Here is a 25920-nt window from a genome sequence, read left to right as displayed (position 1 = left end):
CGAACTGCCGCCAGAGCCAACCGCGTTGTCCGACGCGTCCGGCTTGTCCGACGTTCCCGTCCCGGACCTGGACGACCTGCGCTTCCAACCGCTCGTGGACGCCGCCAAGCGTGCCCTGCCGCGGCGTGTCCCCGAGTGGACCGATCACAACGTCTCCGACCCGGGCGTCACCCTGATCGAGTCCTGCGCCGAGCGGACCGACCAACTGCTCTACCGCGTCAATCGCATGACGGTAGGTCAGCGATCTGCCCTGCTGCGGCTCATGGGCATCACACCGCTTCCCGCGTCACCCGCCAGGATCACCGTCCTGTTCGCACGCACCAGCACTACAGCCACGCGTCGCGCGATCCCGGCGGGTACCGAGGTCAGGACCGAGGGCGAGCAGCCGGTCGTCCTGGCGACCACCGCACCGCTCGTCCTCGCCGAGAACCAGTCCGCAGGAGTGGTGGAGGCCGTCGAACAACTCGTCTCGATTTCCGAGGTTTTGGGCAGGTCCGACGGCCTCCCGGGCGGTCGCTTCGCGACGCGCCACCGCCCTTGGGGGCCCGGCACTCCGGTCGCGGAGCCCGCGTTCGGCCCACCGCTGACGCTCCGGGTCGGGGGCGATGTCTGGCGGGCGGTCCGAACCTTCGCGGAGGTCGGGCCGGACGACCGGGTCCACTGGTGGGACGACGCCTCGTGCGAGGTCGTTCTCGGGCCCCTGGTCCCCGCCGAGGGAGGCCCCGAGCAGCACGGGAACGTGCCGTCGGAGGGCACGGAGATCAGCGCGGAGTACCGCGTGTACCGAGGGCGGAAGGGCAGCGTGCCCATCGGAACACCGCTGACGGCGGTGGCGCAGTCCGGACTGTCCGCGACCGTTGACGGCGTGCTCGCCCCCGCCGAGGACGCGGAGGACTGGCGGCAGGCGTTGGAACGCGCGGGGCTGGGCCTGGCACCGCTGCGCCGCGCGGTCACGGCCGCCGACCACGAGCAGATCATCGAGGAGCACGTGGCGGGGCTCGCCCGGGTCCGGGTCACGGCGCTCACCCGGCCCACCGACTCACGCGTGCCCACCGCCCTCATGGTGCCGCGACGCCCGGCCGAAGTCCTCGCCTGCGCCGTCGCCGCCCGGGACCCGCTGCGGATCGTGCACTACTTCGACGACGGCGGAACCATCGCCCCTCTCCCAGTGCCCCTGGAGCGACCGGAAAGACCGGAAGGACCGGGCGGGCCCGACGAAGGTGACGCGGTGCCACAGCCCGTCGCGGACGCCAAGCGCCTCGACGCCGTCATCCGCACCGGCGAGGACAAGCCCAGACTGTGGTTCTACGGGACCCAGTGCCTCTGGGACGGTGCGGACCCGTCACCACAGGACATCAGCGGCGCGTTCCCCGACCTGCCGGAGGAGTTCTCCTCGAACCTCGACGCGGTGGCCGTCCTCGCCGACCCCGCCGCGGCCGACGCCCACGAACTGTTCTTCTTCAAGGGCGAGACCTTCTACCACCGCGCCTACGCCTGCACCGACCGGGCCTTCGTACCGCAGCCGGGCAGCCGAGGGGTGCGGTCCCTGATCTCGGAGGCGTTCCCCGGCCTCTCCCCGCAGTGCCAGGTGTCCCCGGACGCGGTGGCCGTCATCGACGGCGTCTTCTACTTCGTCAAGGGGACGAGGACCGAGCCCGCCCTCTGGCGTCGCGAGGACGACCCGCTCCACGTCCTTGTGGTGCCCCGCTTCGAGGGGGACCCGGAGGAGGAGCCGCCCGGCGACGCGTTCGACATCCCTCCGGACGTCCGGGACTCGGTGGTGGGCGTCGCCGACGCCGCCCGACTGCTGGGCGAACGACTGCGGGTCAGGGGACCCCACTACCACCGCTTCGGGATCGCGGCGACCGTACGCCCCTGGAGCAGCGCGCCGGCGGACCAGGAGAAGACCGGGCGGGCGGCCGAACGGGCCCTGCGCCGCTTCTTCCACCCCACGTACGGCGGGCCCGACGGGCGGGGCTGGCCGTGGGGCCGTCGCGTCCACACGGGCGACGTCTTCACCGTGCTGGAGACGGTGCCGCAGGTCAGGGACACGACCGACGTGAGCCTGTTCGTCGGCGACGGCGACGGGGCCGTGCCGTCCGTCGAGGTCTCGGAAGGCGGACTGGTCCTCGTGGGCGACGTGGACATCCTCGTCGACATCACCGAAGGCTGAGGAAGAAAGGACCGCGCATGTCCCCGTACCCCGCACGTCCGCTCCCCCTCCCGGCCGTCTACGGGCACGACGAGGTCACCCTCGCGTTCGCCGCCGCGATCGGCGAGGTCATGGCCCCCGCCGAGGAACGGATCGACGGTCTCGACGCGGTGCTCGACCCATGGCGCGCGCCACCGGCCTTCCTGGACTGGCTGATCCGGATCACCGGCGCCCGGGTGGAGCCGGACTGGCCGGAGCTCCTGCGGCGCAAGGCCGTCGACCTCGCGCCCCGCCTGGCCGCGCACCGCGGGACACCGTACGGACTGCTGCTGGAGGCCCGGGAGATCCACGGCTGGGTGCCGCCCGGCTTCGCGCTCGTCGTCGACGACCCCGGCCGCGTCTTCACCCACGACGACCAGGCGCCCGGGGCCGGACGCCTGCTCAACGTCACCCTGACCGCCCCGGCCGCCGAGGACCGGCGGGCGCTGGAGAGCAGCCTCACGCGCCTGGTACGGGCGCACTGCCCCGCCCACCTCCCCTTCAAGGTCACGGTCACCCTCGCGCGCAAGGGTCCTGATGAGAGGTCACAGCAGGGATGAGTCTGCCGACGCCCGAGTACGACGGGCGCACCCGCGACGAGGTCGTCGCCACGGCCGTCGCCGCCGTACGCCGGGCGGAGCCGACCTGGCACGGCCAGGACCGGACGGACCCCGGCCGCGGCCTGATCGAGACCTGCACCGACATGGTGATCGCCCTGCGCGACCGGCTCAACCTGGCCCCCGACCAGCGCCGGCTACAGATGCTGCGGCTCCTGGGCGTGCGGCCCTACCGGCCCGCGCCCGCACAGACCGAGGTCGTCCTCGGGCTCGCCGCGCCGTCGCCCGAGCCGGTGGTCGTCCCCGCGGGCCAGGAAGTGGCCACACGACCGGTGGGAGCAGCGGAGCCGGTCGTCTTCAGCACGCTGACGGAGGCGGTGCTCAACCCCTGTGTCCTCGTCGCCGCCGGGCACTTCGCGGAATCGAGGAGGGCCGACGGCGCTTTGGAGGGAACCCTGACCGCCTTCGGCCCGGAGACGGGCCGGACCGTCGAACCGGGCGGCCCCGACTTCGCCGGCCCGGCCTTCCACCTCAACCTCCCCTACCTCGGCGACTTCCCGCCGCCCGAGGACGCCCTCGCGGACGCCGGCCGGGTGCGCACCCGCAGCGGCGGCTCCCCGCTCCCGTCGTATGCCCTGGTCGTCCTGTCGGTGCCGGTACCGAGTACGCGCGTGACGTTGGACGTGAGCACGGGCGTCGGCCTCGCGCCCAAGGCAGGCACAAGCCTCACCCGGGGGCACTGGGAGGCATGGCAGGGAACGCACTGGACCGGCTGCCGGGTCGTCACGGACACCGTGCCCGCCCAGGACCGTTCGGGCAAGGTCACGCTCGACCTGCCCCCCGCCCACGCCCCCGCCCAACTCCTGCTGCACCGGGCGGCCGGCGAAAACGGCGGCGACTCCGTGCAGCGCCTGAGGGACGTAGGGCTGATCCGCTACCGCACCGACGGGGGCCGGAGCCCGCTGACCCGGGTCGGACTCGACCCGCTGCTCGCCGTCTCCGTCCCCGTCATCCAGGCCCGGCTCGTACAGCACGAGACGCTGGGCACCGCGACGGGCACCCCCGGCGAACGCCTCCGCTTCGCCCATCCCCCGCTGACCCGCAGCACCGACCCCCTCGTCGTCGAAGCCGTCCTCGACGATCGGACGGCACAGTGGACGTACGTCGCCTCGCTCGCCGGATCGGGGCCCGACGACCGGCACTTCACCCTCGACCCGCGCACCGGGGAGGCCGTCTTCGCACCCGTGGTGGCCGGCGCCCGAGGACCGCGACAGCACGGTGCGCCACTTCCGGCAGGAGCGGTCGTACGGATCCGGCGCTACCTCACCGGCGGCGGCGCCCGGGGCAACGTACCCGCCCGCACCGTCACCGTGCTGCGCACACCGCTGCCGTACGTCTCCGCCGTGACCAACCCCGCACCGGCGATCGGCGGCACGGAAGGCGAGAGCGCGGCCGCCTGCGCCACGCGCCTGCCCCTGGGCTCCCCGGTGCCGCAGCGGGCGGTCGTCCCCGCCGACTACGAGCAGCTCGCGCTGGCCGCCGCGGCGGGCATGGCCCGCATCCACCACGTCCGGGACGCACCCGACGACGCACTCGACCCGGCCCGCAACTACCTGCCGTGGCAGCCGGCCAAGACGGACGTCCTCTTCACTCTTGCGCCAGGCGCGCTGACGGTCCCCTCAGGGGTTCAAGTCACCACCAATGATGGCGAGTTGGTCTTCACTACGACAGGGGAGGCCACTCGCAGACCGCCCGACGCGGCAGGCACGGCACCCCTCAGGCTCGTTCCCGGCACCACCGCCGCCATCGAGATGTTCGCGGCGGGTGACTACCAGGCCAACGGGACGTTCTCCGGCCCCTTCAAGGAGGGCGGCGGACTGGTCCTGGCCCTGGTGGAGATCCGGAATCCGCACGATCCGGACCGCCTCACGCTCTGGGTGACGGCGGGAGGCGACCGTGAAACGACGGGAGGCGACCGCCAGCCGGAGGACCGCATCGCGGTGTCCGTGTTCGCACCGACGAGGTCAACTCCGTGGTGGGACACCGCCGTTCCCCTTTCCTACGCCGCCGCCCCCGCGCAAGAGATCACGGTTTCCGGCGGGTCGACGGTCCTGGCCCATCCCGTCCACCTGACCGAGTCCGCGCGCTGGCGGGCGGCCGTCGCCCGCGGCGACCTCGCCGGCACGGCGCAGGACGCCGTCGGCAGGCGGGGCGGCGGCTTCCCGAGCGAGCGGGCCGCCTGCTGGATCGCCGTGCAGATCCTCGACCCCAAAGGCACACCCACCACGACCTACACCGTCTACGCCGACTCCGGGACGACGGACCCCGTTCCCGCCGAACAGTACGAGGGGCACAACCAGGCACGAGAGCCGGTCTCGTCCACGGACAAGCCCGGTCAGGTCTACCCCCTGTTGTATTCCCCGGTGTACGTACCGGAGAACGAGGAGCTTCCCAAGGTCCGTGTCGGCGATGAGAACTGGCGCACCGTCACCTCCTTTCACGATTCCCATGAGGACAGCAAGGACGTGGTCGTCAACGCCAGTACCGGCGAGGTCCACTTCGGCCCGGAGGTCACGGGCGGCCCCTCGGGCAGCCGGCGGTACGGCGCCGTTCCGCTGCCCCCTGGCACACCCATCACCGTGGACGGCTCGTACAAAACCACGCTCGGAGCGGCGGGCAACGGCAGACGCCCGGGCGAGATCGGCCGGCTGAAGGACCCGGACGACCGCATCGTCAGCGTCCGCAACGTCTCCACCTCGCACGACGGCAAGAACGGCTACACCGACACCAGCGGCGGCAGCACCCAGTCCGGTGTGACGCTGATGGTCATCCCCTTCGTGACCACCGACGAACGGGGCTGGTTCCCCTTCCACATGCTCACCCCCACCCGGGACGCCTGCGACACCCTGCGCCGCTCCCTGCGTGCCTGCCAGCCGGAGGGCGTTCCGGTGTGGCTGAAGCAGCCCGTCTACCGAGGCGTCCGGGTCGATGCCCGGATCGTTCCCGCCGACTACCGCACCGCCGACGAACGCGACGAGCTCCGCGCCGCCGCGGAACGCGCCCTGTACCGGTACTTCAGCCCCGTCACCGGCGGGCCGGACGGCACCGGATGGCCGCTGGGGCGCCCGGTGTACGCGGGCGAGGCGTTCCGGGTCCTGGAACGGGTGCCGGGGGTGGGCCGGGTCGCCACGGCCGAGCTCGTCCCGGTCGATCCGCTCGACGGCTCGGCGTCGGACCCCGTCGAACGGATCCCCTGCGGGCCCGGCGAAACCGTGTATTCCGTCGAACACCGAGTCACCGTGGCGGAGGTCCCCTCATGAGCGACCGGAACGAGCCCCTGCTGGTGGCCCCGGACTGGGGCGCGGACGCGCTGGCCGTCGTGGGTCTCACGGCACCGGAGCACCCCGAGGTCCGTTCCACCGCTGCCGGCGGCAACCCACGTGCCGTCGCCGTCAGCACGGACGGCACACGGGCCTACGTCGTGAACCACGACGGCGGAACGCTGTCCGTGGTGGACCTCACGGCTCCGGAACACCCGGTGCTGCGTACCGGGTTCGTGGGGAACGGCCCGTGCGCCGTCGTGGCAGGGCTCGTGGACGACCAGGTCTGCGTGGCCGCGTGGGCGGACGGCGCGGTCGTGGTGTTCGACAAGGAAGGACAACAGCAGGGGCCGCCCCTGCCGGTCGATAGCGGCCCCTGTGCGCTGGTGGCGGCCCCCGGCGGCGGGGCGCGACGAGTCTGTGTGATCGACGAGACGGACGCCACGGTGTCGGTGGTCGATATGAACCGGGCGGGCGCGCCGTTCATCGCCGCGCCGCCAGTCTCCGTACCCGTACCCGGGCTCACCAGGGCGGCCGCGGTGGCGCCGGGAGGACGGTTCGCGTACGTCGCGAGCCGGGGGGAGGGCACGGCCCATGGTCAGGTGACGGTGCTGGACCTGGACGCGGACGGCGCGCAGTCGGGCGACCCCGTGCCCGTCGGGGCCGAGCCCCGCGCCCTCGCGCTCAGCCCCGCCGGCGACCGCCTCTGCGTGGCGAACTACGGCTCCGCGTCCGTCTCCGTCGCCACCGTGGACACGGACAGCGGCCGGGTCGGCACCCCCCGCACCGTCCCGGCCGGACCGCACCCGGTCGCCGTGGCCTTCGCCCCGGACGGCGGCGTGATCCACGTCGTCGGCCAGACCTCGGGCGTCCTCACCGCCATCCGCCCGGACACCCTCGACCGCGTGGCCGTTCCGGTGGAAGGAGTGCCCGCGGGGGTGGTGTTCGGCCCGGGCGGCCACCACTCCTATGTCACCGACCAGGCCACCGGACGGCTGACCGTCGTACGGGCCGCGCCTTGCAAGACGGGCGATGTCCCCGCCGGTGGGGGGTCGAAGCCGGTCAATCTCGCCGTGTCTCCGGAGGGCACCTGGGCCTACGTGGCCGACTCCGCATCGGACCGGGTCGCGGTGCTGGACCTCGGCGGCCTCGCCCCGCTCGACCCGATCAACCTCGGGGCCGGGCACAAGCCTTGGGACGTCGCCCTCGCACCCGACCTGGGGTTTGCCTGCGCGACCAGTCCGGACTCGTCCCATCTCCTCGTCCTCACGCCGGCCCCGGGAGAGCAACTCGGCCCGGACGGTGACGTCAAGGTGACCCCGGTCCACTGGTCGTCCGACGCACGCCCTCACGGGGTGGCCGTCACCCCCGACAGCCGGTACGCGGTGACCGCCGACTCCGGTACGGCGACGGTCTCGCTCATCGACCCGAAGGGCGGTGAGTACCCGATCGAGGCCGAGGTCGTGGGGTGCCAGGAACCCACCGGTGCCACCGTCTCCAAGGACGGCCGGACGCTCTACGTGGCGGACTTCGCCCGCACCCCCGAAGGGGGGCGGGGCGGGCAGATCGCGATCCTCCGGAGGAAGGCGCCGGGAGAGTGGGAGCGCCAGGACGTCATCGACGCGGCGACCGGCCTCCTGTCGGGACCGCACGAGATGGCCCTGTCGCCCGACGAACTCCGGCTCTACGTCGCCAACTACCAGAACGGGACCGTCTCGGTCCTCACACGCGACGCGGTGACCGCTCCATGGCGTCATGAGATGACGGTGGCCAAGTCCCAGACCCCCATGAAGCAGCCCACCGGCCTGGCCCTCTCACCGGACGGAGGGACCCTCTACGTGTCCAACGACGCCGGAAGAGCGGCAACGGTCGAGGTGTTCAACGTCTCCACCAACCCGGCGGAGCATCAGGGAACGATCAAGATCAAGACGACCCAGGACCCCCTCAACGCCGGACTCGCCCTCTCCCCCGACGGCCGCTACCTCTACGCGGTCGACGCCAGATCCTCGCAGTCGCGAAACGGGGCGACGGGGACGGTGTACGGCCTCCAACTCACCGAGGGCGACGAGATGCGCGACGTCGCCACGGCCCCCCAATGGCACATCGACCGGCCCAATGCGCTGGTCTGCGGCCGGGACAACCGGACCCTGTACGTGGTCAACCAGGGAAGGAAGGAAAGCCCCGACACCCGCGAAGCGTGCCTGGCGGTGATCACCCTGAAGGATTCGCGACTCGATGTCGAGAGCGCCGAGTCCCGCCCCCTCGACAAGGACGACCTGCCGTACGCGGCGGCGATCTCCGACGACGGGACACTGTTCGTCGCCAACTACACCAGCCGGACGGTCACCGTCCTCGGGTCCAAGGTGACGTCCGTCCCGGTCGGTCGACCGGGCGCGTCACAGCCGTGGGACGTGGCCGTCACCGACGACGGCGCCTACGCCTATGTCACCGACCGCACCGCCGCCGCCCTGCGGTGCGTCTGCCTCTCCGACCCCGACCACGACACGACCTCGTTGGACGTGGGCCGGGACCCCATGGGCGTGACATGCGCCCCGGGCGGGCTGCGGGCCTATGTCGCCAACCACGGGGACGACAGCATCTCGGTCATCGACCGTCCCCCCGGCAACGGCAACGATGCGCCGGGCGCGCCCGAAGTCGTGGCGACCTGGCGGCATCCACGGATCACCGAGCCCGAGTCGGTGTCGGTATCGGCTGACGGCGCCTGGCTCTTCGTGACCACCGAGAACAGCGGAGCACTGCTGATGCTCGACACCCGGACCGGAACACCCCGGTTCACCGTGCCGGCCGGCGCGAAGCTCGCCGGCAGCGCACCGCATCCGCACCCCACAGCGCATCCGGTGTACCTGGCCGACGAGGCGGGAGAGGCCGTCGCGGTGGTCGACACCACGCAGCTCGCCCCTCTGGACGGGACACCGCTGGGGCTCGACGTACGGCAGGCGGTCGGCGGGACCGCAACGCCCTGACCCCGACCGCATCGACTCTCACGCCCCCCTCCCCCCATCCGGCGTCGCGGAAAGAGGCACAGGAATGATCGAACTGGTCGACCAGGCACTGGAGTTGCGAGTACGGCAGGACCTGACATGGCCGCCACCGGGCTTCCCCGTCACCTTCCAGCCGCCCGGCCGCGACGGAGCGCACGGTGAGACCGCCGGTTCCGAGGCGGTCGGCATCTATCTGTACGACATCCGAGAGGACCTCGACCGGCGGCAGACCGGCACCGTCTACCAGCACGACGTGGCGTCGGTCGGCGACGCACCCCGTTTGAAAAGAGCCGAGTCGGACCCGCCGCGCTACGCCCGGCTGTCGTACCTGGTCACCGCCTGGGCGCCGGACGCCCTCGGCGCCCACCGCATCCTCGGAGAACTGCTCGTCGGCTTCGCCAGGAGCCGGGCGTTCCCCGTCCCCCTGCCCCCGGAACTTCAGGAGACGGAGTTGTCCGGTCTCCTCGACGTCGGCCATCCGCCGGCCGAGGACCGAGCCCTGACGGAACTGTGGAGCGCGGTGGGCCACACCCTCGTCCCCGCCCTGAACGTGACCGTGACCATCTCCCTGCCGACCTCCGTCCCGACGTACTACACCCACTGGGTCACCGCGCCCCCGGTCGTCCGCGAGACGCTCAAGTCCGGGCCGGGGACGGACGAGGGCGCGCGGTGACCGCCACCGCGCGCCCCGGAGCACCCGCCCCCACGGCCGCGGACTGGCTCCTGGCCCGACTGGCCGTCGTCGAGGCCCGGGTGCGGCGCGCGATCGCTCTGCGCACCGGCGAGGAGTCCACACCGGCAGACCTCCTGGAGCCGCCCTTCGACCCGTTCCAAGGGCTTTACATCTCCGACGACACGGCCACCCGCCTCCTGGACACACCGGGCGGCCCCCTGCCCCCCGCCACCGGGGGCGACGCCCTTGCCGCCGCTCTGCGCACCCGGGAGGACGCGGCAGCGGCGGCCGGGGCCGCAGCGCCCCTGCGCCGCCTCGCCGAGGAGTTCGGGCTGGACGCGCTCGCCTTCGACATCGTGGTGCTCGCGCTCGCCCCCGATGTCGACGCCCGGTTCGAGCGCTGCTACGGCTACCTCAACGACGACATCACCTGCCGCCACGCCACCACCGGCCTGGCGCTCGCCCTTTGTGGCGTCCCGAGCGCCTCGGCGACCGCCCACCGGGTCTTCGCGGCCGACGCGCCCCTGCGCGCCGGTGGCCTCGTGGAGATCCCCGACACCTCCCGCCCCTATCTGACCCGGGCCCTGCGCGTCCCCGACCGGGTCACCGCACACCTGCTGGGCGACGACACCCTGCCGCCCGGTCTGCATCATCTGCCGGCCCTGCCGGAACCCGGCCGAGCAAGGGGCGAAGGCCCCCTGGCCGAAGCCGTGCGGTACCTGACCCGGCTGCTCACCCACCGCCGCCCGGTCCACCTGCGCGACAGCCCGGACGGTACAGCGGGGCCCGTCGCGGAGGCGGCGCTGCGCGCGTGCGGACGGCCCGCGCTCCGTCTGGACCTCGCGGGCCCGGCCCACCAGACGGACCCGGCGAGGTCCGTCCGCACGGCACTCCTCGAAGCACGGCTGCGCGGCCACGGGCTGGTCGTCGGCCCCATCGACTCCCCCGACACCCGGTACGTACGTGACCTGCTCGCCCCGCTCGACGGCGCACCGGTCCCCCTGGTCCTCACCGGACGGCAGCCGTGGGACGCCCGCTGGACGTCCGTTCCCCCTCTTCTCGCCGACTGCCCGCCCCTGACGGGGCCGGAACGCACGGCACTGTGGCGCCACGAGCTAAGCACCCAGGCCGGCAACGTCACCGACGAGGCGGTCGCCGCCGGCGCCCGGTACCGGTTCGGCCCCCGCCGGATCCACGCCGTGGCCGCGGCGGCGGGCCGGCAGGCCGACGCGCACGGCACCCCCGTCGACGCCGCCGCGGTCCGGGACGCGGCCCGCTCCTGGAACGGCGGCGCGCTCGATCGGCTCGCCCGGCCCGTACGCCCCGCTGTCGGCTGGGGCGACCTGGTGCTGCCCGAGCGGACGCACGAGCAACTGCGGGATCTGGCCCGGCGCGTACGCCATCGCGACCGGGTCCTGGGAGAGTGGCAGATGCGGCCGGGCGGGGGTCGCGGACGCGGCGTCACCGCCCTGTTCAGTGGCGGCTCCGGAACCGGAAAGACCCTGGCCGCGGAGGTCGTGGCCGCCGATCTCGGCCTCGACCTGTACGTCGTCGATCTCGCCACGGTGGTCGACAAGTTCATCGGCGAGACCGAGAAACACCTCGAACGGATCTTCACCGCGGCCGACGCCGTCGACGCCGTCCTCCTCTTCGACGAGGCGGATGCCGTCTTCGGCAAGCGCACGGCCACCCAGGACGCCCACGACCGCTACGCCAACACCGGCACGTCCTACCTCCTCCAGCGTCTGGAGTCCTTTGACGGCCTGGCCCTGCTCACCACCAACATGCATGCCAACATCGACTCGGCCTTCCTGCGCCGTCTCGACCTCGTCGTCCACTTCCCCGCGCCTGACGAAGCCCGGCGCCAGGCCCTGTGGGACCGCTGTCTGGGACCCGCCGTGCCCCGGGCAGACGACGTCGACCGGGCCGGCCTGGCGGCCCTCGCCGCGGCCGTCGACCTGTCCGGCGGCGCGATCCGCTGCTGCGTCATCACCGCCGCCTACCGGGCCGCCGACGAGGACCGACCGCTCGCCATGGCGGACCTGCTGGCGGCCGTCCGCGAGGAGTACGCCAAACTCGGCCGGTATGTGGACGAGTCCCGCTTCCCGGCCGGGGCCTGGCCGTCCGGACCGCAGCTGCCGCAGACCGGGCGTTCCTGAGCCCTTGCCCCGCTGCCGGGTCAAGGGCTCAGACGGGCCTACCCGGCCGTCACCGGCCGTACGCGGGGGCAGTTGAGGGTCGCCTTGCCCTGATACCTGGCCCCTGGGGCGTCCGTGGCGCCCGCGGAGTTGCTCGCCGGGGTCTCCACGGTGAAGACCACGTCCAACGGACCTCCGTTGACGACGACTTCCGTCTCACCCTGACCCGTCCTGGCGTACTTGGCGCGGTCCTGAGCGGGAACCTTCAGCTCGACACGGCCTGATCCGGCCTGCGGAAAGGCCAACGTCGTATAGGCGACGGGAGAGATGACCAGCGACTCGATGTCGTCCGGTACACAGGCGGGAAGCCCTTCGATCCGGAAACCCACTGTGCCTTGTGGGATGGGTGTCGGGGGTGGCGGAACGAGCGTCGCCGGGGGCGTCAGGGCCGGTAGGAGGGTGAGGGTGTCACCCTGCCTGACCACGGTCTTCTGCACGGGGCCTCAGCCGCCCTGGCCGGGTTGGCCGGCGATCTGGGTGATGGTGAAGTGGACGAACTCGGCGGGGCGCACGGGCGCGATACCGATGTCGCAGATCACCTGACCGGCGTCGATCGTCGCCGAGGTGTTGTTCGTACGGTCACAGATCACGTAGAACGCCTCGTCGGGCGTACGACCGAGCAACGCACCCTGACGCCACTGATCGGTCAGGAAACTGCTGACCGCATGCCGAAGGGTGCCCCACAGACGGTCGTCGTTGGGCTCGAACACAGCCCAGGTAGAGGACTGACGGATGGAGTCGGACAGGAACGACACCAGCCGCCGCACGTTCAGATAGCGCCAGTCACGACTACGGGAACGCGTCCGGGCACCCCACACCAACAACCCCCGGCCGGGGAAGACGCGGAGGCAGTTGACCCCCTTCTCGTTGAGTTCCCCGTTCTGGTCGTCGGTCAGCAGGGTGGGGAGGTCGAGCACACCGCGCAGGCTCTGGTTGGCGGGGGCCTTGAACACGCCGCGCTCGGCGTCCGTACGGGCCCACACACCCGCCAGATGACCGGACGGCGGCACCGTGCGCGGCACACCGTCCACGCCGGGGACCTTGACCCACGGGTAGTACAGCGCCGTAAACCCCGCGGCGTCCGAGTCCGGCGAGTCGAGCGTACCGACGAACGTCTTGAGCGGATCGACGAGTTGACCGGGCGGCGCGTCGACCACCGCGAGACGGTTGCGCTGGTCGGTGCAGTGGGCAACGACCTTGCCGATGAGCGACTTTCCGATCGGCAGATCCGGCTGCGGCGGGGCCTTGGCGTCGGTGGCCGCGACAGTCATGTCCCAGAGGCTGGGCACCGCGACCATGGTCACGTCCGGCACCGTCTTCAGACCGTCGAGCCCGCTGCGCGCCTCCGCGTCTCCGCCGAGGTCGCTCTCCCCCACAGCCGCCTCCGGGTTCAGGAAGCCGACGACGTAACAGGACGTGCCGCCGTTGGCGAAGAACCCGTAGACCGCCTCGGCGAGCGTGAAGCAGCGCTGGAGCACCTGGATCCTCTTGAGGTCCCCGGCCACCTGCGGTTCCTTCTTCAGGAGGGCCGCCAGCTCCTTCCCCAGCGCCGGGATGCTGTACCGGTCGGCGAACTCCTGCCACCCGCGGATCGGCTGCGGGTTCTTCCGTTCTTCCGGTGTGAACGGAGCGGTTGCCGTCTCACCGGCGCTCTCGGTCGTCGGTGTGGTGGTGTATCCGAGGAAGGCCGGGGTGGAAGTGCCCACTCCGACGATCATGCGCACGCCGCTGGACTTCTCCGTGACGTAGACACCCGGAGGCTTCGTGGTCATTGCTGTCGTTCCCCTCTCGGCTGGTGGGCTCGCTCCGGGCTATTCGACGGTGATGTCCTCGTAGGTGATCGTCACCTGTTCCGTCGCGTTCGCGGAGTTGGCCGCGCCGAGTTGGGGTCCTTCCCAGCGGGACGCCCACGCGTTGGTCAGGTGGATGCGGCGGACGGTCTGCTTCTGTGCGTCCTTCAGGGCGATGGTGATGTTCTGCCGGGCGCTGTCGAGGTCGGCGTTGACCAGGGTGGTCTTGATCCAGTCGGTGAACGCGGTGCTCTTGTCCATGCCTCGGGTGATGGTGATCTCGCCGGTTTTGCGCGCGCCCGGCTGTTTGCGCACGATCAGCTCGCCGGTCGAGGACACCTGCCGGGTCTCGACGACGTCCTGTTCCAACGTCAGGCCGGAGACGTCCTGGACGGTCTCGACCTGGAACTTGCCGAGTTCGATGGCGAAGGTGCTGCTGCTGAAGGTGTCACCGGTCAACACGTGCGTGCCTCCTGAATTCCGGGCGTCAGTTGTTGTTGCCGGGTTGGCCGGCGATCTGGGTGATGGTGAAGTGGACGAACTCGGCGGGGCGCACGGGCGCGATACCGATGTCGCAGATCACCTGACCGGCGTCGATCGTCGCCGAGGTGTTGTTCGTACGGTCACAGATCACGTAGAACGCCTCGTCGGGCGTACGACCGAGCAACGCACCCTGACGCCACTGATCGGTCAGGAAACTGCTGACCGCATGCCGAAGGGTGCCCCACAGACGGTCGTCGTTGGGCTCGAACACAGCCCAGGTAGAGGACTGACGGATGGAGTCGGACAGGAACGACACCAGCCGCCGCACGTTCAGATAGCGCCAGTCACGACTACGGGAACGCGTCCGGGCACCCCACACCAACAACCCCCGGCCGGGGAGGGCACGCAGGCAGTTGACGCCCTGTTCGTTCAGCTCGCCGTGCCGTTGGTCGGTGAGCAGCGTGGGGAGGGACAGCACACCGCGCAGGTTCTGGTTGGCGGGGGCCTTGAACACGCCGCGCTCGGCGTCCGTACGGGCCCACACACCGGCCAGGTGGCCGGACGGGACGACGGTGCGCGGGATGCCGTCCACGCCGGGCACCGTGACCCAGGGGTAGTACAGCGCCGTGAACGCCGCGGCGTCTTCATCCGGGCTGTCCAACTTGTCCAGGAACGCCGGTACATCGGCCGTTGCCGTGTCGGGTGGCGGTTCGAGGAGGGCGAGCCGGTTGCGCATGGTCGCGCAGTGGGCGACCACCTTGCGCATGATGACGGCGCCGGTCGCCGGAGTGGTGCCCTCACTCCATACGTCCGGGACAGCGACCATGGTCACGTCCGGCACCGTCTTGAGTCCGGCCAGACCCGTGCGTTCGTCGGGGTTGCCATCGACCTCACGTGCGAGGCGCTGGGGGTCGGGGTCGAGCCGGAGGACATAGCAGGATGTTCCCCCGTTGGCGAAGAACCCGTAGACCGCCTCGGGCAGTTGGAACTTTCCGGACTGCTCGAAGTATCCGGCGAGGACGGTCAGCTCTGCCTCACGCCGCTTGAGACCGGCTACTTCGTTCCCGGCCTCGCCCCAGAGCCCGTACGGCCCAGGAAGGGCTTCCAGCACCTTCTTCGCCGCGGCTTCGGCCGCCTTCCTCTCCTCCTCCCCGACGGCTTCCCCGGCCCAGTCGGCAGCCTGCACCAAGGCGAGGACAGTGATCTCCTGCTCGGTGAGGACAGGGAGCTCGCCCGTGGTGGCCTTCTCGGCGAAATCCGTTCCCAGACGCTCAAGCTCCGCGGTGCCCTCAGCGATGGCCCCGGGCAGCCTCTCCAGCTCCCGCCCCACCGCCTCCACCCCCATCGGGGAGCGGAAGTGGAACGTGTCCACGAACTCCGACCAACTGCTGACCCGTACCGGCGGCGTGGACGTCTGTGGGCCGCGCACGGTGTAGCCGAGAAATGCGGGGGTGGACGTCCCCACCCCGGTGATCGTCCGGACTCCGCTCGAACGCTCCTTGACGAAGACTCCGGGTGCCAACGGACCTGAAACCATGCCCCGTTTACCCCTCTCATCGAGAATGCGACTCTCATCGAGAATGCGGTACTTCAGCCAACCACTCCCGTGGGACGCACGCATGCAAACGGAGGAAGGTACGACAGAAGACGTAGCGGCTCCGCTGGTATCCCGCCAATCGAGCCATCGCTTCCCGTCCCAGCCGTCGAGGCCCGTCGCAGTGGCCATCCGCCGCCCGCAAAAGGGCAGGTCACGGGCAGCGACGAGCTAAGACAACCGACGCAAGGACACAGGCACGGTCCGGTCAGCCCCGCCGCGGACCATGACCACCGGCCCCTCGGCGTCGCCGCGCCGGAAGACTCACGAACGCGGAAAGCGGAAGACAGAAAGCGGAACCGCTGCGTCGCTTCCGGCACGGGGCCTCCGACAGCCCGCACGCGGCGGGCGCCGCGCTTCCGTGATCCGCTCGGCCGGCAGGCGGGACCGGTCCGCCACCTCAGCCGAGGACGACTGGAAGTCCTGGTGCCCGCTCAGAACAGTGCCTGGTCCTCGCCGCTGGTGTCCGCGATGACTGGCCGGAACCGGGCAGGGAGGCCGTCCAGGCGGTCGGGACCGGCCGCGGCGGCCACGGCAGGGGCCGTCTCGGCCAACCAGGCACCAAACCGCTCGACGGCATCGCGGTAGGGGACTCGCGCCAGGACCCGGTGCTCGCCGGAGGGACAGAAGTCGACGGCGACGGTGAGCAGGCAGGAACGGGGCGCCTGCCAACTGCCCGTCCAGGACACGCGCAGGACACCGCAAGGCGTGCGCCCGCGGGGAGCACGGTGGGTGGGGCGCAGTGATCGGCAGGCTATGTGGGCGGTCCATGCGGCGAGGTGGGGCAGCGGCAGGGTGGTGCGTGCGCGGCAGCCGGGGCAGCGGTGCCAGTGGCGGAGCCAGTCGTCGGTGTCGGTGTGGAAGAGGCGTGTGTAGCGGTTCGCCACGCGGATGTCGTTGCTGTACAGGTGGTCGGGACGTTCCTGTGTGTTGCAGGACTGGCAGACGGGGGCGCGGACGTAGCCGTGCTCGTGGCAGTGGTCCAGGACGGCGGCGGGCGTGGTATGGCAGACGGCGCACGCCCATCCGGCCACCTTGCGGGAGATGCCGGGCTTCCTGCTGAGCACCGAGTACAGCTGGCCTTCCAGCTCTTTGTCGTACGGGCGCGGTGGAGCGGTGGGGACCTGGGGGCTCGTCGCCTGCGGACCGTCGACGGCTCGGGCCTGCCGGGGGCGGGAGGGCTGCTCGGTGACGGCTGCGCCTGCGCTTGCTTGGCGGGTCCGCGCGGCTTGCACCCATTGCGTTGCGGCGTGTTCGGCCATGTCGAGCAGCCTGACCGCAGCGCGCGGCAGCCACCACGTCCGCTGCGACCCGTCGCGGGTCTGCTCCACGAGCATCTGTCGCCAGTCGATCCCCGCCAGGGGGTACGGCCGGCCGACTTCTGGTCGTGCTGCCTGCTCGGGGCCGCCGAGCTCCCGCAGTTCTCCCATGATGCGCTGGCGCCAACGCAGCGGCGTCTCCTCGTTGCGCTCCTGCCTCGGCGCCCCGCGAAACGGACCGATGCGGACGAGGTCCTGCCGATCCATCCCCACCGCGTTCAGTTCCGCGGCCGCCCGGCGCACCTCGACCTCCGGAACACTCCACCGACCGCCACTCGCCCTCACCGTCCCCACCACATGGCCGCCCAGCAGGACGTACCCCACCCGGGCACGGGCAGGAGAGCAGGTGAATGCCCCAGGAGCCGTCGGCACAGCACTGTCGGCCGTCAACTCGACCCACAGAGCGTCCGCGACACCCAGGGGGATCAGACCGTCCGTGCGACCGGGCATGACACGCTCCGACATACCGACAGGCTAACGACCCGCACCGCGGCAACGGTTCTCCAAGCGCCTCGGTCAGCCAGGGCCGAGATGGGTGATGTCGCGGTCTTTGTACTGCCGTCGGTGGCCGGCGTGCTTACGGTGACCGGCGCTTGGGCCGCGTATTCCGTTGCGACTACTCGGACCGTTCCTTTTCGGCCAGTTCCTCTGGCGTGCCGACGAAGGCGCGGCCGCAGCCCGGCGGGAGTCGCTCGACCACCATCGCGATGGCGACCTCCGCGGTCGGGGCGGGGCCGACGCTCTGGGACCGCGAGGGCCCGTTGACGAGGAAGCCGCCGCCCATCGTCGGGGCGATGAACGGAACGTCCCAGGTCCAACGCAGTTCCGTACACCGGCTGAAGTGCAGCTCGCCCATGCCGACCCAGGGGAACAGCTGCCGTAGTCGGGGTTCGGAGTAGGCGGCGCGTAGCAGCCGTCCGTCCACGCGCTGGGCAGTGAGCAGCTTCTGCCATGCGGCTTCGATGATGTCTTCCTCGGGTGCACCCTCCGTCATGTCCCGCATTCTGCTCGACACCGAAAGGTTTCGGCCAGCTCTCGGCGATAACTCTTGGTCCGTCGCAGGCGCACCTCAGCTGAGCTGCATGCCGTGCGGGCCGGTCTCCCTCCCCGCGGCCCATTCCTCGATCACCCAGCAGTTCTTGAGCGGCAGGCCCGGGATGATGGACTGCACGTCCTCGACCAAGCCGCGAAGATGGCCGCGCTATACGACATGAGCCACCAACTCCGCGGCATCGAGGGCATCCGGACCACGATCCAGGGGACACCGCGTCCCCGGCGACGGCGACCGGGGAGGGACACGAGTGACGGACAGCCAGCGGGCCATCACCGACGACCAGCGCCAGCAGGCGAAGCTGATCTGGGACCACCACCAGATGGGCCACCAGGTGCGGCCGGTCGACGCCGCGATCGGCCTGCGGCGGGGACGCCGAGCTCGGTGATCGAGCATCCGAAGCTCAGCTTCGCCATCGAGCAGGACGTCCCGGAGGACGTGCAAGGCGCGTACGAATCCCTCATCCGCGACGGCTTCACCAGCCGACTCCTCGACTCCTGACCTGCCGGCTCGCCCCTCACTACGACGAGAACATGCCCGTCGTCGACTGGGCCTCGGCTGTCCTGTGACCACGCAAGCCGAGGAGAGCATGAGGCCGCACCGGCTCAGTCACGATCTACAACTGGCGTAGTACTGGCGGAACCGCTCCGGCGTCACGACCTCTGGCGATGGGTGCCCGGACGGGTAGAAAACGCCCTGACAGGGATAGCAGAAGCGCGCCTCGGCGGCGAGTGCGGCCGCGCGGACTGCCCCATCTTGAGCCCGTCGCGCGTCCCGCGTCTCGCCGCGGACGATGGCGATCGTAGCCACCAGGATGAGCGCCGCGACGACGACGCCAACGGCCGTGAGCCATGGCAAGTCCCGTTCGTCGGCAAAATACTTTCCGGCGAGGCCGGCCACCAAGGCAAGCACGAGGCCCTCCACGACGTGCATGCAGCCGTTGCCGGCGTCCTTCGGTACCGACACGGGCTTGGTCGTCAGGTCCTCGCGCCGTTCTCCTCTGTCCGTACGTGCCTCGGCCACTGGCACGTTCTCCCACGTCCGGCATCCGGGACACGCCACCGGACCGTTCACCTCTTCGTTCCTCATGCTTCCATGATCGCTTTTCGCGGCGTGCCCACGTCAAGCCGGGGTGGCCGCCGGGCTGCGGTGGATGCGCGGGCCAGGTGGGCGCGGTCGTGGATTCGACAGCGGTGCCCGGTGGTGTGACCCATGGCGTTCCCGCGGGAGGATGCGGTCATGGCGTGAACTCCGAGGTTCTCGGGGCCAGTGACGGTCACGTCAACGAGTGGAGCGCGGCCACGATCTCGGACGGTTCGGCCCGCAGGGTGTAGTCGGTCGACACGAACGCCCACCGGATGACGCCGGTCCTGTCGATGACGTAGGTGGCGGGCAATGGCAGGGTGCGGGCATGGCCGCCGTTGACGCGGTGCAGGTCGAACCCGAACCCGTCGTAGACGCCGCCCAGTTCGTCTGAGAGGTCGAAGGCGATGCCGAACTGCTTGGCCACCTCAGAGCCGACATCGCTCAGGACCTCGAAGGCGAGCTGCTCCTTTTCGACAAGGGAGAGTGACTCGTCGGGAATCTGCGGCGAGACAGCCACCAGTTGCGCACCACGGACGGTGAACGCGTTCTGGTGCTGTTGCAGCGTGCGGCACTGTCGGTACGCCTCGTCGGCGAGGAAGTAGGTGAAGGGCACATCGGCTGCCAGGGCCCGCTGAAGCATGCTCTGGGCGAGCCGCGACCGCACAGTCCCCCCACCCGGTCTCGCAACACGTCCGCGTCCCAGGCCGCCTTCGCCAGGCAGCCCTGCTGCCGGCTGTGGTACTAGCCGAGGGCATTCACGTTCGGATTGGTGAGGTTGTTCCGAAGTCCCTCGCAGAGCAGGTTTTGCGCAAGATTGGTGGCGCCGACCAAGGACCCTGGTTCGCTGGGTGCCCCTGAGTCCGTGCAGTTCCGGGACAGCGGGAGTTCAGCACCGCCACAGTGGTTGAGCGGGGTGTAGGCCGGAACTGCCGCCAATTGTCCGCTTGCAGCCCCGCTCCCGTGGCTGGTGTCAGCGTTGGCTCGTGCTGCGGCGTGTTGGTTGGCGCAGTCGTTGTCGAATGACGGCGAGAGGATGACGCCGATGCCACCGGCGGATGCGGGTGCGGCAGTCGCCAGTCCGGCCCCGAGTGCGGCGGCGGTAAGCCCAAGCGCCCTACGAATGGTCATGACCCACCAACGATGTGTCGGGCGGTCAGGATTTACGGTTTCGCCCGTCTGGCCCAATCGGGGACGCCAGGCGTGGGCCCGTTTCTCGCGCGAACAGTGCGTCCGCCACCTTCGATGCCGCGGATCGACGCAGACTCATTTGGCCCTCATAAGCTGGCAGTTCGCGTAGCCGATGGGTGCCGCGTGACCGCTCTGCGCATCCCGAGATACCACGTCTCCGTCGCGGTCTTCTGCGGCGCGATGACTGGTGCCCGCGGACCCGGTCAGACCGGACGCTCGCTCCCACGGATGAGCTTCGGGAGACGTTTCGTGTCACGCAGGTCCGGTACGACTGCATCGGCCCCTGCATCGCGTAGTTCCGGGGCGGCGCTCCGGCCCGAGGCGACCGCGATGACCCGCACCCCGTTCGCCCGCCCGCCTTCGACGTCGGCCGGGGTGCCCCTGATCAACACGACGTCTCGCGCAATCGGCGGCAGCCCGCGTTCCCTTCGGAGCGAGGCACACGCCCTCGACCACTCCCTGACCGTCTACGTGCGACAGGAGTTGCTCCTGCCGGTACTCGACGCCTGGAGCGCCCGCGTCTTCGCTGGAGTATCACGCAAAAATCAGCGAGCCGCGACCGGGACGGGGGCGGACGGTCACGCCGGTCCGCAAGATCGCCCCGACTCGCGCGGCAAGAACGCCGAACGCGCCAGCCGTGATGCGTTACCAGACACTTACCAACAGTAACGATCAGGGATGCGCAATATCCATCAAGAAGGGGGGACCGTTCAGCTTGAGTTTCCCTACAGTTCAGACCCCTTCCGTTCTTCACAGAGAGTGGAACCATGGACTCGTTACGTCACCTCGTCGCCCACCTGGGGCTCGACCTCGCCGCCATCTGCCTGCTGGCGTTCGCGATCTACTACCCCAGGCACCGACGCCGCGACCTCGTGCCCGCGTATCTGGCCCTGAACGTCGCCCTGTTCACCGTCGTCGCGGCGCTCGCCGCAGTGGGCGGCAAGGGAGGCATGGCGGTCGGCTTCGGCCTCTTCGGCGTCCTGTCGATCATCAGGCTCCGCTCCGACTCCGTCCAACACGAGGAAGTCGCCTACTACTTCACCACGCTCGTCCTCGGCCTCATCTGCGCCCTCCCGCACCTGTCGTTCGGCCTTGCCGCTGTGCTGAGCGCCGTACTCCTGCTGGTCGTCTACGCGGCCGACCACCCGCGGCTGCTCGCCCGCACCCGTCGCGCGGTCGTCACTCTCGACACCGTCCACAGCGACCCCGCCCCGCTCCGGGCCGACCTTGAGCGGCGCCTCGGCGAACCACTGCACTGGACGGTCATGGAGGTGGACTTCGTGCGGGATCTGATGGTCGTCGACGTCCGTTACCGAGAAGCCGCGTCGAGAACCGTAGGTGAGCAGCCCGCCGTGGCCGAGCGCGGGCGTCCGAACTCGCCCGTCCTGGACGCGGCATGACGGCCGGAACGGCGGTGCTCGCCCCGGCGGCCGTACAGGCCATCAACGAGGCGGCCCACGACGCCGAACCCATTTCGCTGGCCGAGGTCAACGAGCGGTCCGCCCTGCTCGCGCGCTTCGACCGCAGCTACCTGGTACCGGCAGACACGTTCGCCCATGTGGTCGGCCGGCTCACCGCGCCGCAGCGCCGCGGCGGGCCGCTACGGGCCCTGGCCATCGAGGGCCGACGCGCCTTCCGCTACCACTCGGTCTACTACGACACCCCCGACCTCCGGTCGTTCCACGATCACCGCCAGGGCCGCCGCCTCCGCTTCAAGATCCGTGAACGCGTCTACCAGGACACCGGCGAGCGGCAGTACGAGATCAAGCTCAAGGGGAGCCGCGGCGACACCGTCAAGCACCGCCGGCCCCTCACCGGGACCGACACCCCACTCGCCCCCGCCCAACAAGCCTTCCTCGCGGCAACCCTGGACCGGGCCTACGCGATCGCCGCTCCCACCACACTGCATCCCTCGCTCAGCACGGACTACCTCCGAGCGACCTTCGTGGGCGACGGCGAGCGCGTCACCTGCGACGCGGGACTGGTCTGCGTCGATCTGAGGACACAACAGGCCGTGCACTGCGACACCGACCTCGTGCTGGTCGAGACGAAATCAACCGGGCACCTCACCGACGCGGACCGCGTACTGCACGCCCACGGTGTGCAGCCCGCCGTCTTCACCAAGTACTGCGGCGCGTTCGCCGCCCTGCGCCCGTCGCTCCCCGCCAACCGCTGGCGCCGCGCGGCGCGCCGGGCCTTCGGGGCCGGAACAGGGTGACCGTGTCTCCCCTTCCATAGCGACGGCGGCTGACGGGCGCGCACGGGCGTCCCGTCAGCCGCCGACGCGGCGCGTCGGGCAACCGGCTGCCGCGCTACGGGCAGCCCGAGCCGACCGTTTCGACCAGCTGTCCACCGCGGTGATCGTGGACCGGAACCCGACATGAACGCCAACTCCGAGGGCCCGTGACGTCGCACGACAGCCGACTGGACGGTCAGCGTTCCCGTGGTCGTGTCGATCGTGGCCTCGGTTCCGAGTGGGACAGTTGGAGCGTGTGCGCCGCGTCCGACGGAAAGCCCGCCGAGGACCGGAACACCCAGGCGGGCGAGTCGGTCACGCAGGACGTCAGCAATGCCCCGTCCGCCCAACGCAGGGTCGGCCGCGGCCCCATCGAAGCCGAGGAACTGGCCGAGTACCACGCCGCGCAGGCCCTCCAGGCACCCGCTGCCGGTCAGTTGGGTCAGCGCGCGGTCGACCTCCCCCAGCCCGGTGCCCTTGTGGTGTTCGAGCAACAGAATCGCGCCCATCAGGCTCGGCAGGCCGGCGCGGATGGTGACGGGATCGGTGGCCATCAGCGCCCGGCGCGGAACATCGGCCGAAGCGGCCCCCGACCACTTCTCGCTCCAGTTGGCAAACGGACCATGCGGCCCGGCCAGACGGCACCGAGCCCACACGGCCAGGTGGATGTGGGTGATGTCGCCATGTCGTCGGTCAGTTCACTGCCGAGACCACGTTCGCCTGCTGGAGAAGCCGCTCCAGCTTCAGCTTCTGGGCCTGGAACGTGGGCAGGAGTGCGGTGCGCTGCTCGGGGGAGAGCTCGGGGAGCCGTCGGCCCAGGAGGCGGCAGGTGGTGAGCCATGCGACGAGTGCGGGGTCGGCGGTCCATCGCACGATCCGCTCCTGGATGTCGCCGAAGAACTGTATCCAGTCCAGGGCGGAGTCGGGGTGCTGCGAGGGTGCGCACAGGGCGTTCTTGGTGTCGTCGTCGGCGTAACTCGCCTCGACGTGGGCGGTGAGTGCGGCGCTGAACACCTGCTGGCAGGGAACCACCGCCTGCAACGTGATGCGCGCCTGGTCGAAGACAGGCACCGTCGGCCGTCGTTCCAGACCGTCGGCGGTGCAGTCGATGTAGAGGGTCCCGGCCTGCGCGGGAACGATGGCCTCGTCGAGTTCGATCTCGCTCTCGTCGATGCGCCTGACCCTGCCGTGGCGGACGATGTCGCCGATGCGGCGCAGCTGTTCGAGTTCGGCGCGGGCGACCGTCGCGCAGCGGTAGGCCGTCGGCTCGACGTCGGGCGACAGCCGAAGCAGCAGGCCGCGGTCCTCCAGCCGTGTGAACAGCTCTTGCACCGTGCTGGCGCCGGCCACGGCCTCGCGGCGGGCCGCCTCCGTTTCGAGGGCGGAGGAATCCCCGGGCTGGGTGTGGGCGCGGTCGATCAGCCAGGAGTCGCGGGGCATGATCCAGGTGATGTCGGCGGGATCGGTGCCGCGGCTGAGCAGCCACAGGCAGGCGTCGATGCCTGTCTTTCCCGCCCCGACGACGGTGTAGTGGGACGGCAGTTCCTCCAGGGCGGGCAGCTGGTTGGGGGTGATCAGGCGGATGCCGGGGGCGACCTCGTACTTGGGCGGAGCCATGGCCGGCACGGTGACGTTCATGTAGGTGGCGTCCACGGTCCGCCGTTTGACGGTCACCTCGAAGCCGGCCCCGCTGACGAGGGAGCGGAAGCGCTGGACGTCGGGCCGCTGGGGATCCGGGCCGTCGTAGAGCGACTTGGGGAAGTAGGAGACCCGGCCGGTCGGCAGGAGTGTCCTGCGCATCACCTGGTCGAAGTAGGCCAGGATCTCGCTGGCCGAGGCCAGCTCGTGCAGTCCCGCGTTCCAGCCGTCCTGGTCCACCGTGCCGCTGCCCAGCTCGCGGGAGTTGACGCCGTAGAAGGACGACGGCTGGTGCAGGCGCACGAAGGGGTAGGCGACCGTCCAGTGACCGCCGGGCTGGTCATGGCGGTCGACGATGGCCACCGTCGCGTCGGTCTCGGCGATGAGGGTGTCGGCGAAGGCCATCCCCATGGCCCCGGCACCGACGATCAGGTAGTCGACCTCAAGAGCTGTCGGATTCATCGAACACCGTCCTTGCGTCATTGCTTCGAAGGTGGGGAGCCGGCCGTACTCGGCACGGCCGGCGGTTGCCGGTGGAACACCGCGGAAGAGCCACGACGTGCGGAGACCTTGCGTTCGCGCGATGTCCAGCCGTCAGGCTGAGCGCACGAGTGCGCAGCGGAAAGGCATGACCGCAGGGGCCGTTGACCGCACACGGTGGCTCACACCGGCGCGATCACGGCCGCGCGCAGATCCGGCCCCTGCAAGGAGCGAGGCATCGGGCCCGGCGAGCAGCGCCTCGGGAGGTACGGAAGCGCTCAGGAACTGAAGGGGTTGAGGCCGGCGACCTGCTCTTCCTCGGCGGTCGTGAGAGCCGCCACCGGCATGTCTGTCAGTCCGGGGCGGACGCGCAGGCCGTCCAGGACGATCGTCAGGCAGCGCCTCCACACCGCGTTCGAGACCGGCTGGGTGTGCTGGATTGCGCAGTTCACCATGTAGAAGACGAGTTGCAGGTCGGTCATGGCCAAGTCCGGGCGCAGCAGGCCGGCTTCCTGGGCACGACGCATGACCGCGTCGGCCGCGGGGATGAACCTACGGCGCGCCTGCGCCACCAGCGGACGCCCCCCGACCTCGGAGAACACCACTTCTCGCAGTCCGCGATCGGTGGCCATCAGCTCCAAGATCATGGTCAGCAGGCCGACGAACCCCTCCCACGGGTCGTCATCCGCCAGAGCGTGTTCGGCGGCCGACGCCAAGGCATCGACGCGCTCTTCGAACAGCTCGTTGATCAGCGCCTGCTTGTTGCCGAAAAGCCGGTAGGACGTCGCCACTCCGACACCGGCATGGTGAGCGATGTCATCAAGGTTCACCCCCAGCCCCCGCTCGGCGAACACCTCCCGAGCGGCCAGGAGCGTGCGCTGCCGGTTGGCCTCGGCATCGCGTCTCAGGCGCCGTGCGCCACGGGGTGCGGGTGAAACCGTTCCGTCCATGAGCCCACACTAGCACTATCTGGAGTTGTCAACTCCAGATAAATCGCCCTCTCCCTCCGAGGTACGGCGTGGCCGGGGCCCTGGTCGGAGGAGCAGGCCCGCGCGGCGCTGGTCCCCACCGCCGAACGCGCCGACCCCGCCCCGGGGTTGCCATGCCGCGTCAA

The 25920-nt window shown here is 70.7% G+C and carries 19 protein-coding genes and 3 pseudogenes; 10 read left to right on the top strand and 12 right to left on the bottom strand.

All coding sequences use genetic code 11. From position 1 onward, the window contains the following. The first annotated feature begins 43 nt into the window (after positions 1 to 43). The 6 genes from K2224_RS37975 (at position 44) to K2224_RS37950 (ending at position 11902) form a co-directional block, all read left to right on the top strand. A complete protein-coding gene (locus K2224_RS37975) occupies positions 44 to 2173 on the top strand; it encodes a hypothetical protein (protein WP_221911640.1) in 2130 nt (709 codons plus the stop codon). 17 nt (positions 2174 to 2190) lie between these two features. Beyond that, positions 2191 to 2751, top strand: a complete 561-nt coding sequence (locus tag K2224_RS37970) for a phage tail protein (RefSeq protein WP_221911638.1) — start codon at positions 2191 to 2193, stop codon at positions 2749 to 2751. After that, positions 2748 to 6068: a baseplate J/gp47 family protein gene (locus K2224_RS41520; protein ID WP_221911636.1), complete on the top strand. Its 3321-nt coding sequence runs from the start codon at positions 2748 to 2750 to the stop codon at positions 6066 to 6068. The genes K2224_RS37970 and K2224_RS41520 overlap by 4 nt, the downstream gene beginning before the upstream one ends. Then, entirely contained in the window at positions 6065 to 9052 is a 2988-nt protein-coding gene (locus tag K2224_RS37960; protein ID WP_221911635.1) for a beta-propeller fold lactonase family protein, read from the top strand. Before K2224_RS41520 ends, K2224_RS37960 begins: the two co-directional genes overlap by 4 nt. Positions 9053 to 9116: 64 nt before the next feature. Continuing rightward, complete coding sequence (locus K2224_RS37955) at positions 9117 to 9743, top strand: DUF4255 domain-containing protein (protein ID WP_221911633.1); 627 nt, start codon at positions 9117 to 9119, stop codon at positions 9741 to 9743. Next, on the top strand, positions 9740 to 11902 hold the full coding sequence (locus tag K2224_RS37950; protein ID WP_221911632.1) for an ATP-binding protein: 2163 nt from the start codon (positions 9740 to 9742) through the stop codon (positions 11900 to 11902). Before K2224_RS37955 ends, K2224_RS37950 begins: the two co-directional genes overlap by 4 nt. A 38-nt stretch (positions 11903 to 11940) precedes the next feature. Here K2224_RS37950 and K2224_RS37945 read toward each other — a convergent pair whose 3' ends face one another. From K2224_RS37945 to K2224_RS37920, 6 genes are all read right to left on the bottom strand, one after another. Continuing rightward, a complete protein-coding gene (locus tag K2224_RS37945) occupies positions 11941 to 12378 on the bottom strand; it encodes a hypothetical protein (protein WP_221911631.1) in 438 nt (145 codons plus the stop codon). A gap of 6 nt (positions 12379 to 12384) precedes the next feature. Next, the gene (locus tag K2224_RS37940; protein ID WP_221911630.1) at positions 12385 to 13713 is read right to left on the bottom strand and encodes a phage tail sheath C-terminal domain-containing protein; all 1329 of its coding nucleotides are present in this window, start codon (positions 13711 to 13713) and stop codon (positions 12385 to 12387) included. 39 nt (positions 13714 to 13752) lie between these two features. Beyond that, positions 13753 to 14193, bottom strand: coding sequence for a phage tail protein (locus K2224_RS37935; RefSeq protein WP_221911629.1), 441 nt, complete (start codon positions 14191 to 14193; stop codon positions 13753 to 13755). 25 nt (positions 14194 to 14218) lie between these two features. Beyond that, positions 14219 to 15679 carry a phage tail sheath C-terminal domain-containing protein gene (locus K2224_RS37930; RefSeq protein WP_221911628.1) on the bottom strand — a complete coding sequence of 487 codons (1461 nt, stop codon included), beginning with the start codon at positions 15677 to 15679 and terminating at the stop codon, positions 14219 to 14221. 563 nt (positions 15680 to 16242) lie between these two features. After that, positions 16243 to 17577: an endonuclease VII domain-containing protein gene (locus K2224_RS37925; protein ID WP_260693775.1), complete on the bottom strand. Its 1335-nt coding sequence runs from the start codon at positions 17575 to 17577 to the stop codon at positions 16243 to 16245. 166 nt (positions 17578 to 17743) lie between these two features. Beyond that, complete coding sequence (locus K2224_RS37920) at positions 17744 to 18121, bottom strand: DUF6193 family natural product biosynthesis protein (RefSeq protein ID WP_260693773.1); 378 nt, start codon at positions 18119 to 18121, stop codon at positions 17744 to 17746. Between the two features lie 307 nt (positions 18122 to 18428). Between K2224_RS37920 and K2224_RS37915 the strand changes: the two genes are divergently transcribed. Together K2224_RS37915 and K2224_RS41825 are read left to right on the top strand one after the other, a co-directional pair. Continuing rightward, entirely contained in the window at positions 18429 to 18566 is a 138-nt protein-coding gene (locus tag K2224_RS37915) for a hypothetical protein (protein ID WP_221911624.1), read from the top strand. Continuing rightward, a pseudogene (locus K2224_RS41825) lies at positions 18548 to 18679 on the top strand (YdcF family protein); the annotation flags it as partial. The gene K2224_RS37915 and the pseudogene K2224_RS41825, both read left to right, overlap by 19 nt. 108 nt (positions 18680 to 18787) lie before the next feature. Here the strand turns inward: K2224_RS41825 and K2224_RS37905 are convergent. From K2224_RS37905 to K2224_RS37895, 3 genes and pseudogenes are all read right to left on the bottom strand, one after another. After that, entirely contained in the window at positions 18788 to 19267 is a 480-nt protein-coding gene (locus K2224_RS37905; protein ID WP_221911622.1) for a hypothetical protein, read from the bottom strand. Positions 19268 to 19454: 187 nt separating this feature from the next. Continuing rightward, positions 19455 to 19832, bottom strand: a pseudogene (locus K2224_RS37900) (redoxin domain-containing protein); the annotation flags it as partial. Between the two features lie 823 nt (positions 19833 to 20655). Further along, entirely contained in the window at positions 20656 to 20844 is a 189-nt protein-coding gene (locus K2224_RS37895; protein WP_313904829.1) for an HAD hydrolase-like protein, read from the bottom strand. Positions 20845 to 21219: 375 nt separating this feature from the next. Here K2224_RS37895 and K2224_RS37890 point away from each other — a divergent pair, with 375 nt between their 5' ends. Both K2224_RS37890 and K2224_RS37885 read left to right on the top strand, forming a co-directional pair. Continuing rightward, on the top strand, positions 21220 to 21852 hold the full coding sequence (locus K2224_RS37890) for a DUF4956 domain-containing protein (RefSeq protein ID WP_221911618.1): 633 nt from the start codon (positions 21220 to 21222) through the stop codon (positions 21850 to 21852). Next, positions 21849 to 22670, top strand: a complete 822-nt coding sequence (locus K2224_RS37885; RefSeq protein ID WP_221911617.1) for a polyphosphate polymerase domain-containing protein — start codon at positions 21849 to 21851, stop codon at positions 22668 to 22670. Before K2224_RS37890 ends, K2224_RS37885 begins: the two co-directional genes overlap by 4 nt. A 248-nt stretch (positions 22671 to 22918) precedes the next feature. On the opposite strand, the pseudogene K2224_RS41820 reads toward K2224_RS37885, so the two are convergent. From K2224_RS41820 to K2224_RS37870, 3 genes and pseudogenes are all read right to left on the bottom strand, one after another. Beyond that, positions 22919 to 23197 (bottom strand): annotated as a pseudogene (locus K2224_RS41820) (hypothetical protein); the annotation flags it as partial. A gap of 184 nt (positions 23198 to 23381) precedes the next feature. Next, on the bottom strand, positions 23382 to 24788 hold the full coding sequence (locus K2224_RS37875) for an NAD(P)-binding protein (protein WP_221911616.1): 1407 nt from the start codon (positions 24786 to 24788) through the stop codon (positions 23382 to 23384). A gap of 296 nt (positions 24789 to 25084) precedes the next feature. After that, positions 25085 to 25756 (bottom strand): TetR/AcrR family transcriptional regulator, encoded by a 672-nt coding sequence (locus K2224_RS37870; RefSeq protein ID WP_221911614.1) that lies wholly within the window; start codon positions 25754 to 25756, stop codon positions 25085 to 25087. Between the last annotated feature and the right edge of the window lie 164 nt (positions 25757 to 25920).

Origin of the sequence: Streptomyces sp. BHT-5-2 (assembly GCF_019774615.1) — a bacterium.
Classification (GTDB): domain Bacteria; phylum Actinomycetota; class Actinomycetes; order Streptomycetales; family Streptomycetaceae; genus Streptomyces.
This window is presented reverse-complemented; position numbering and strand designations above follow the sequence as displayed.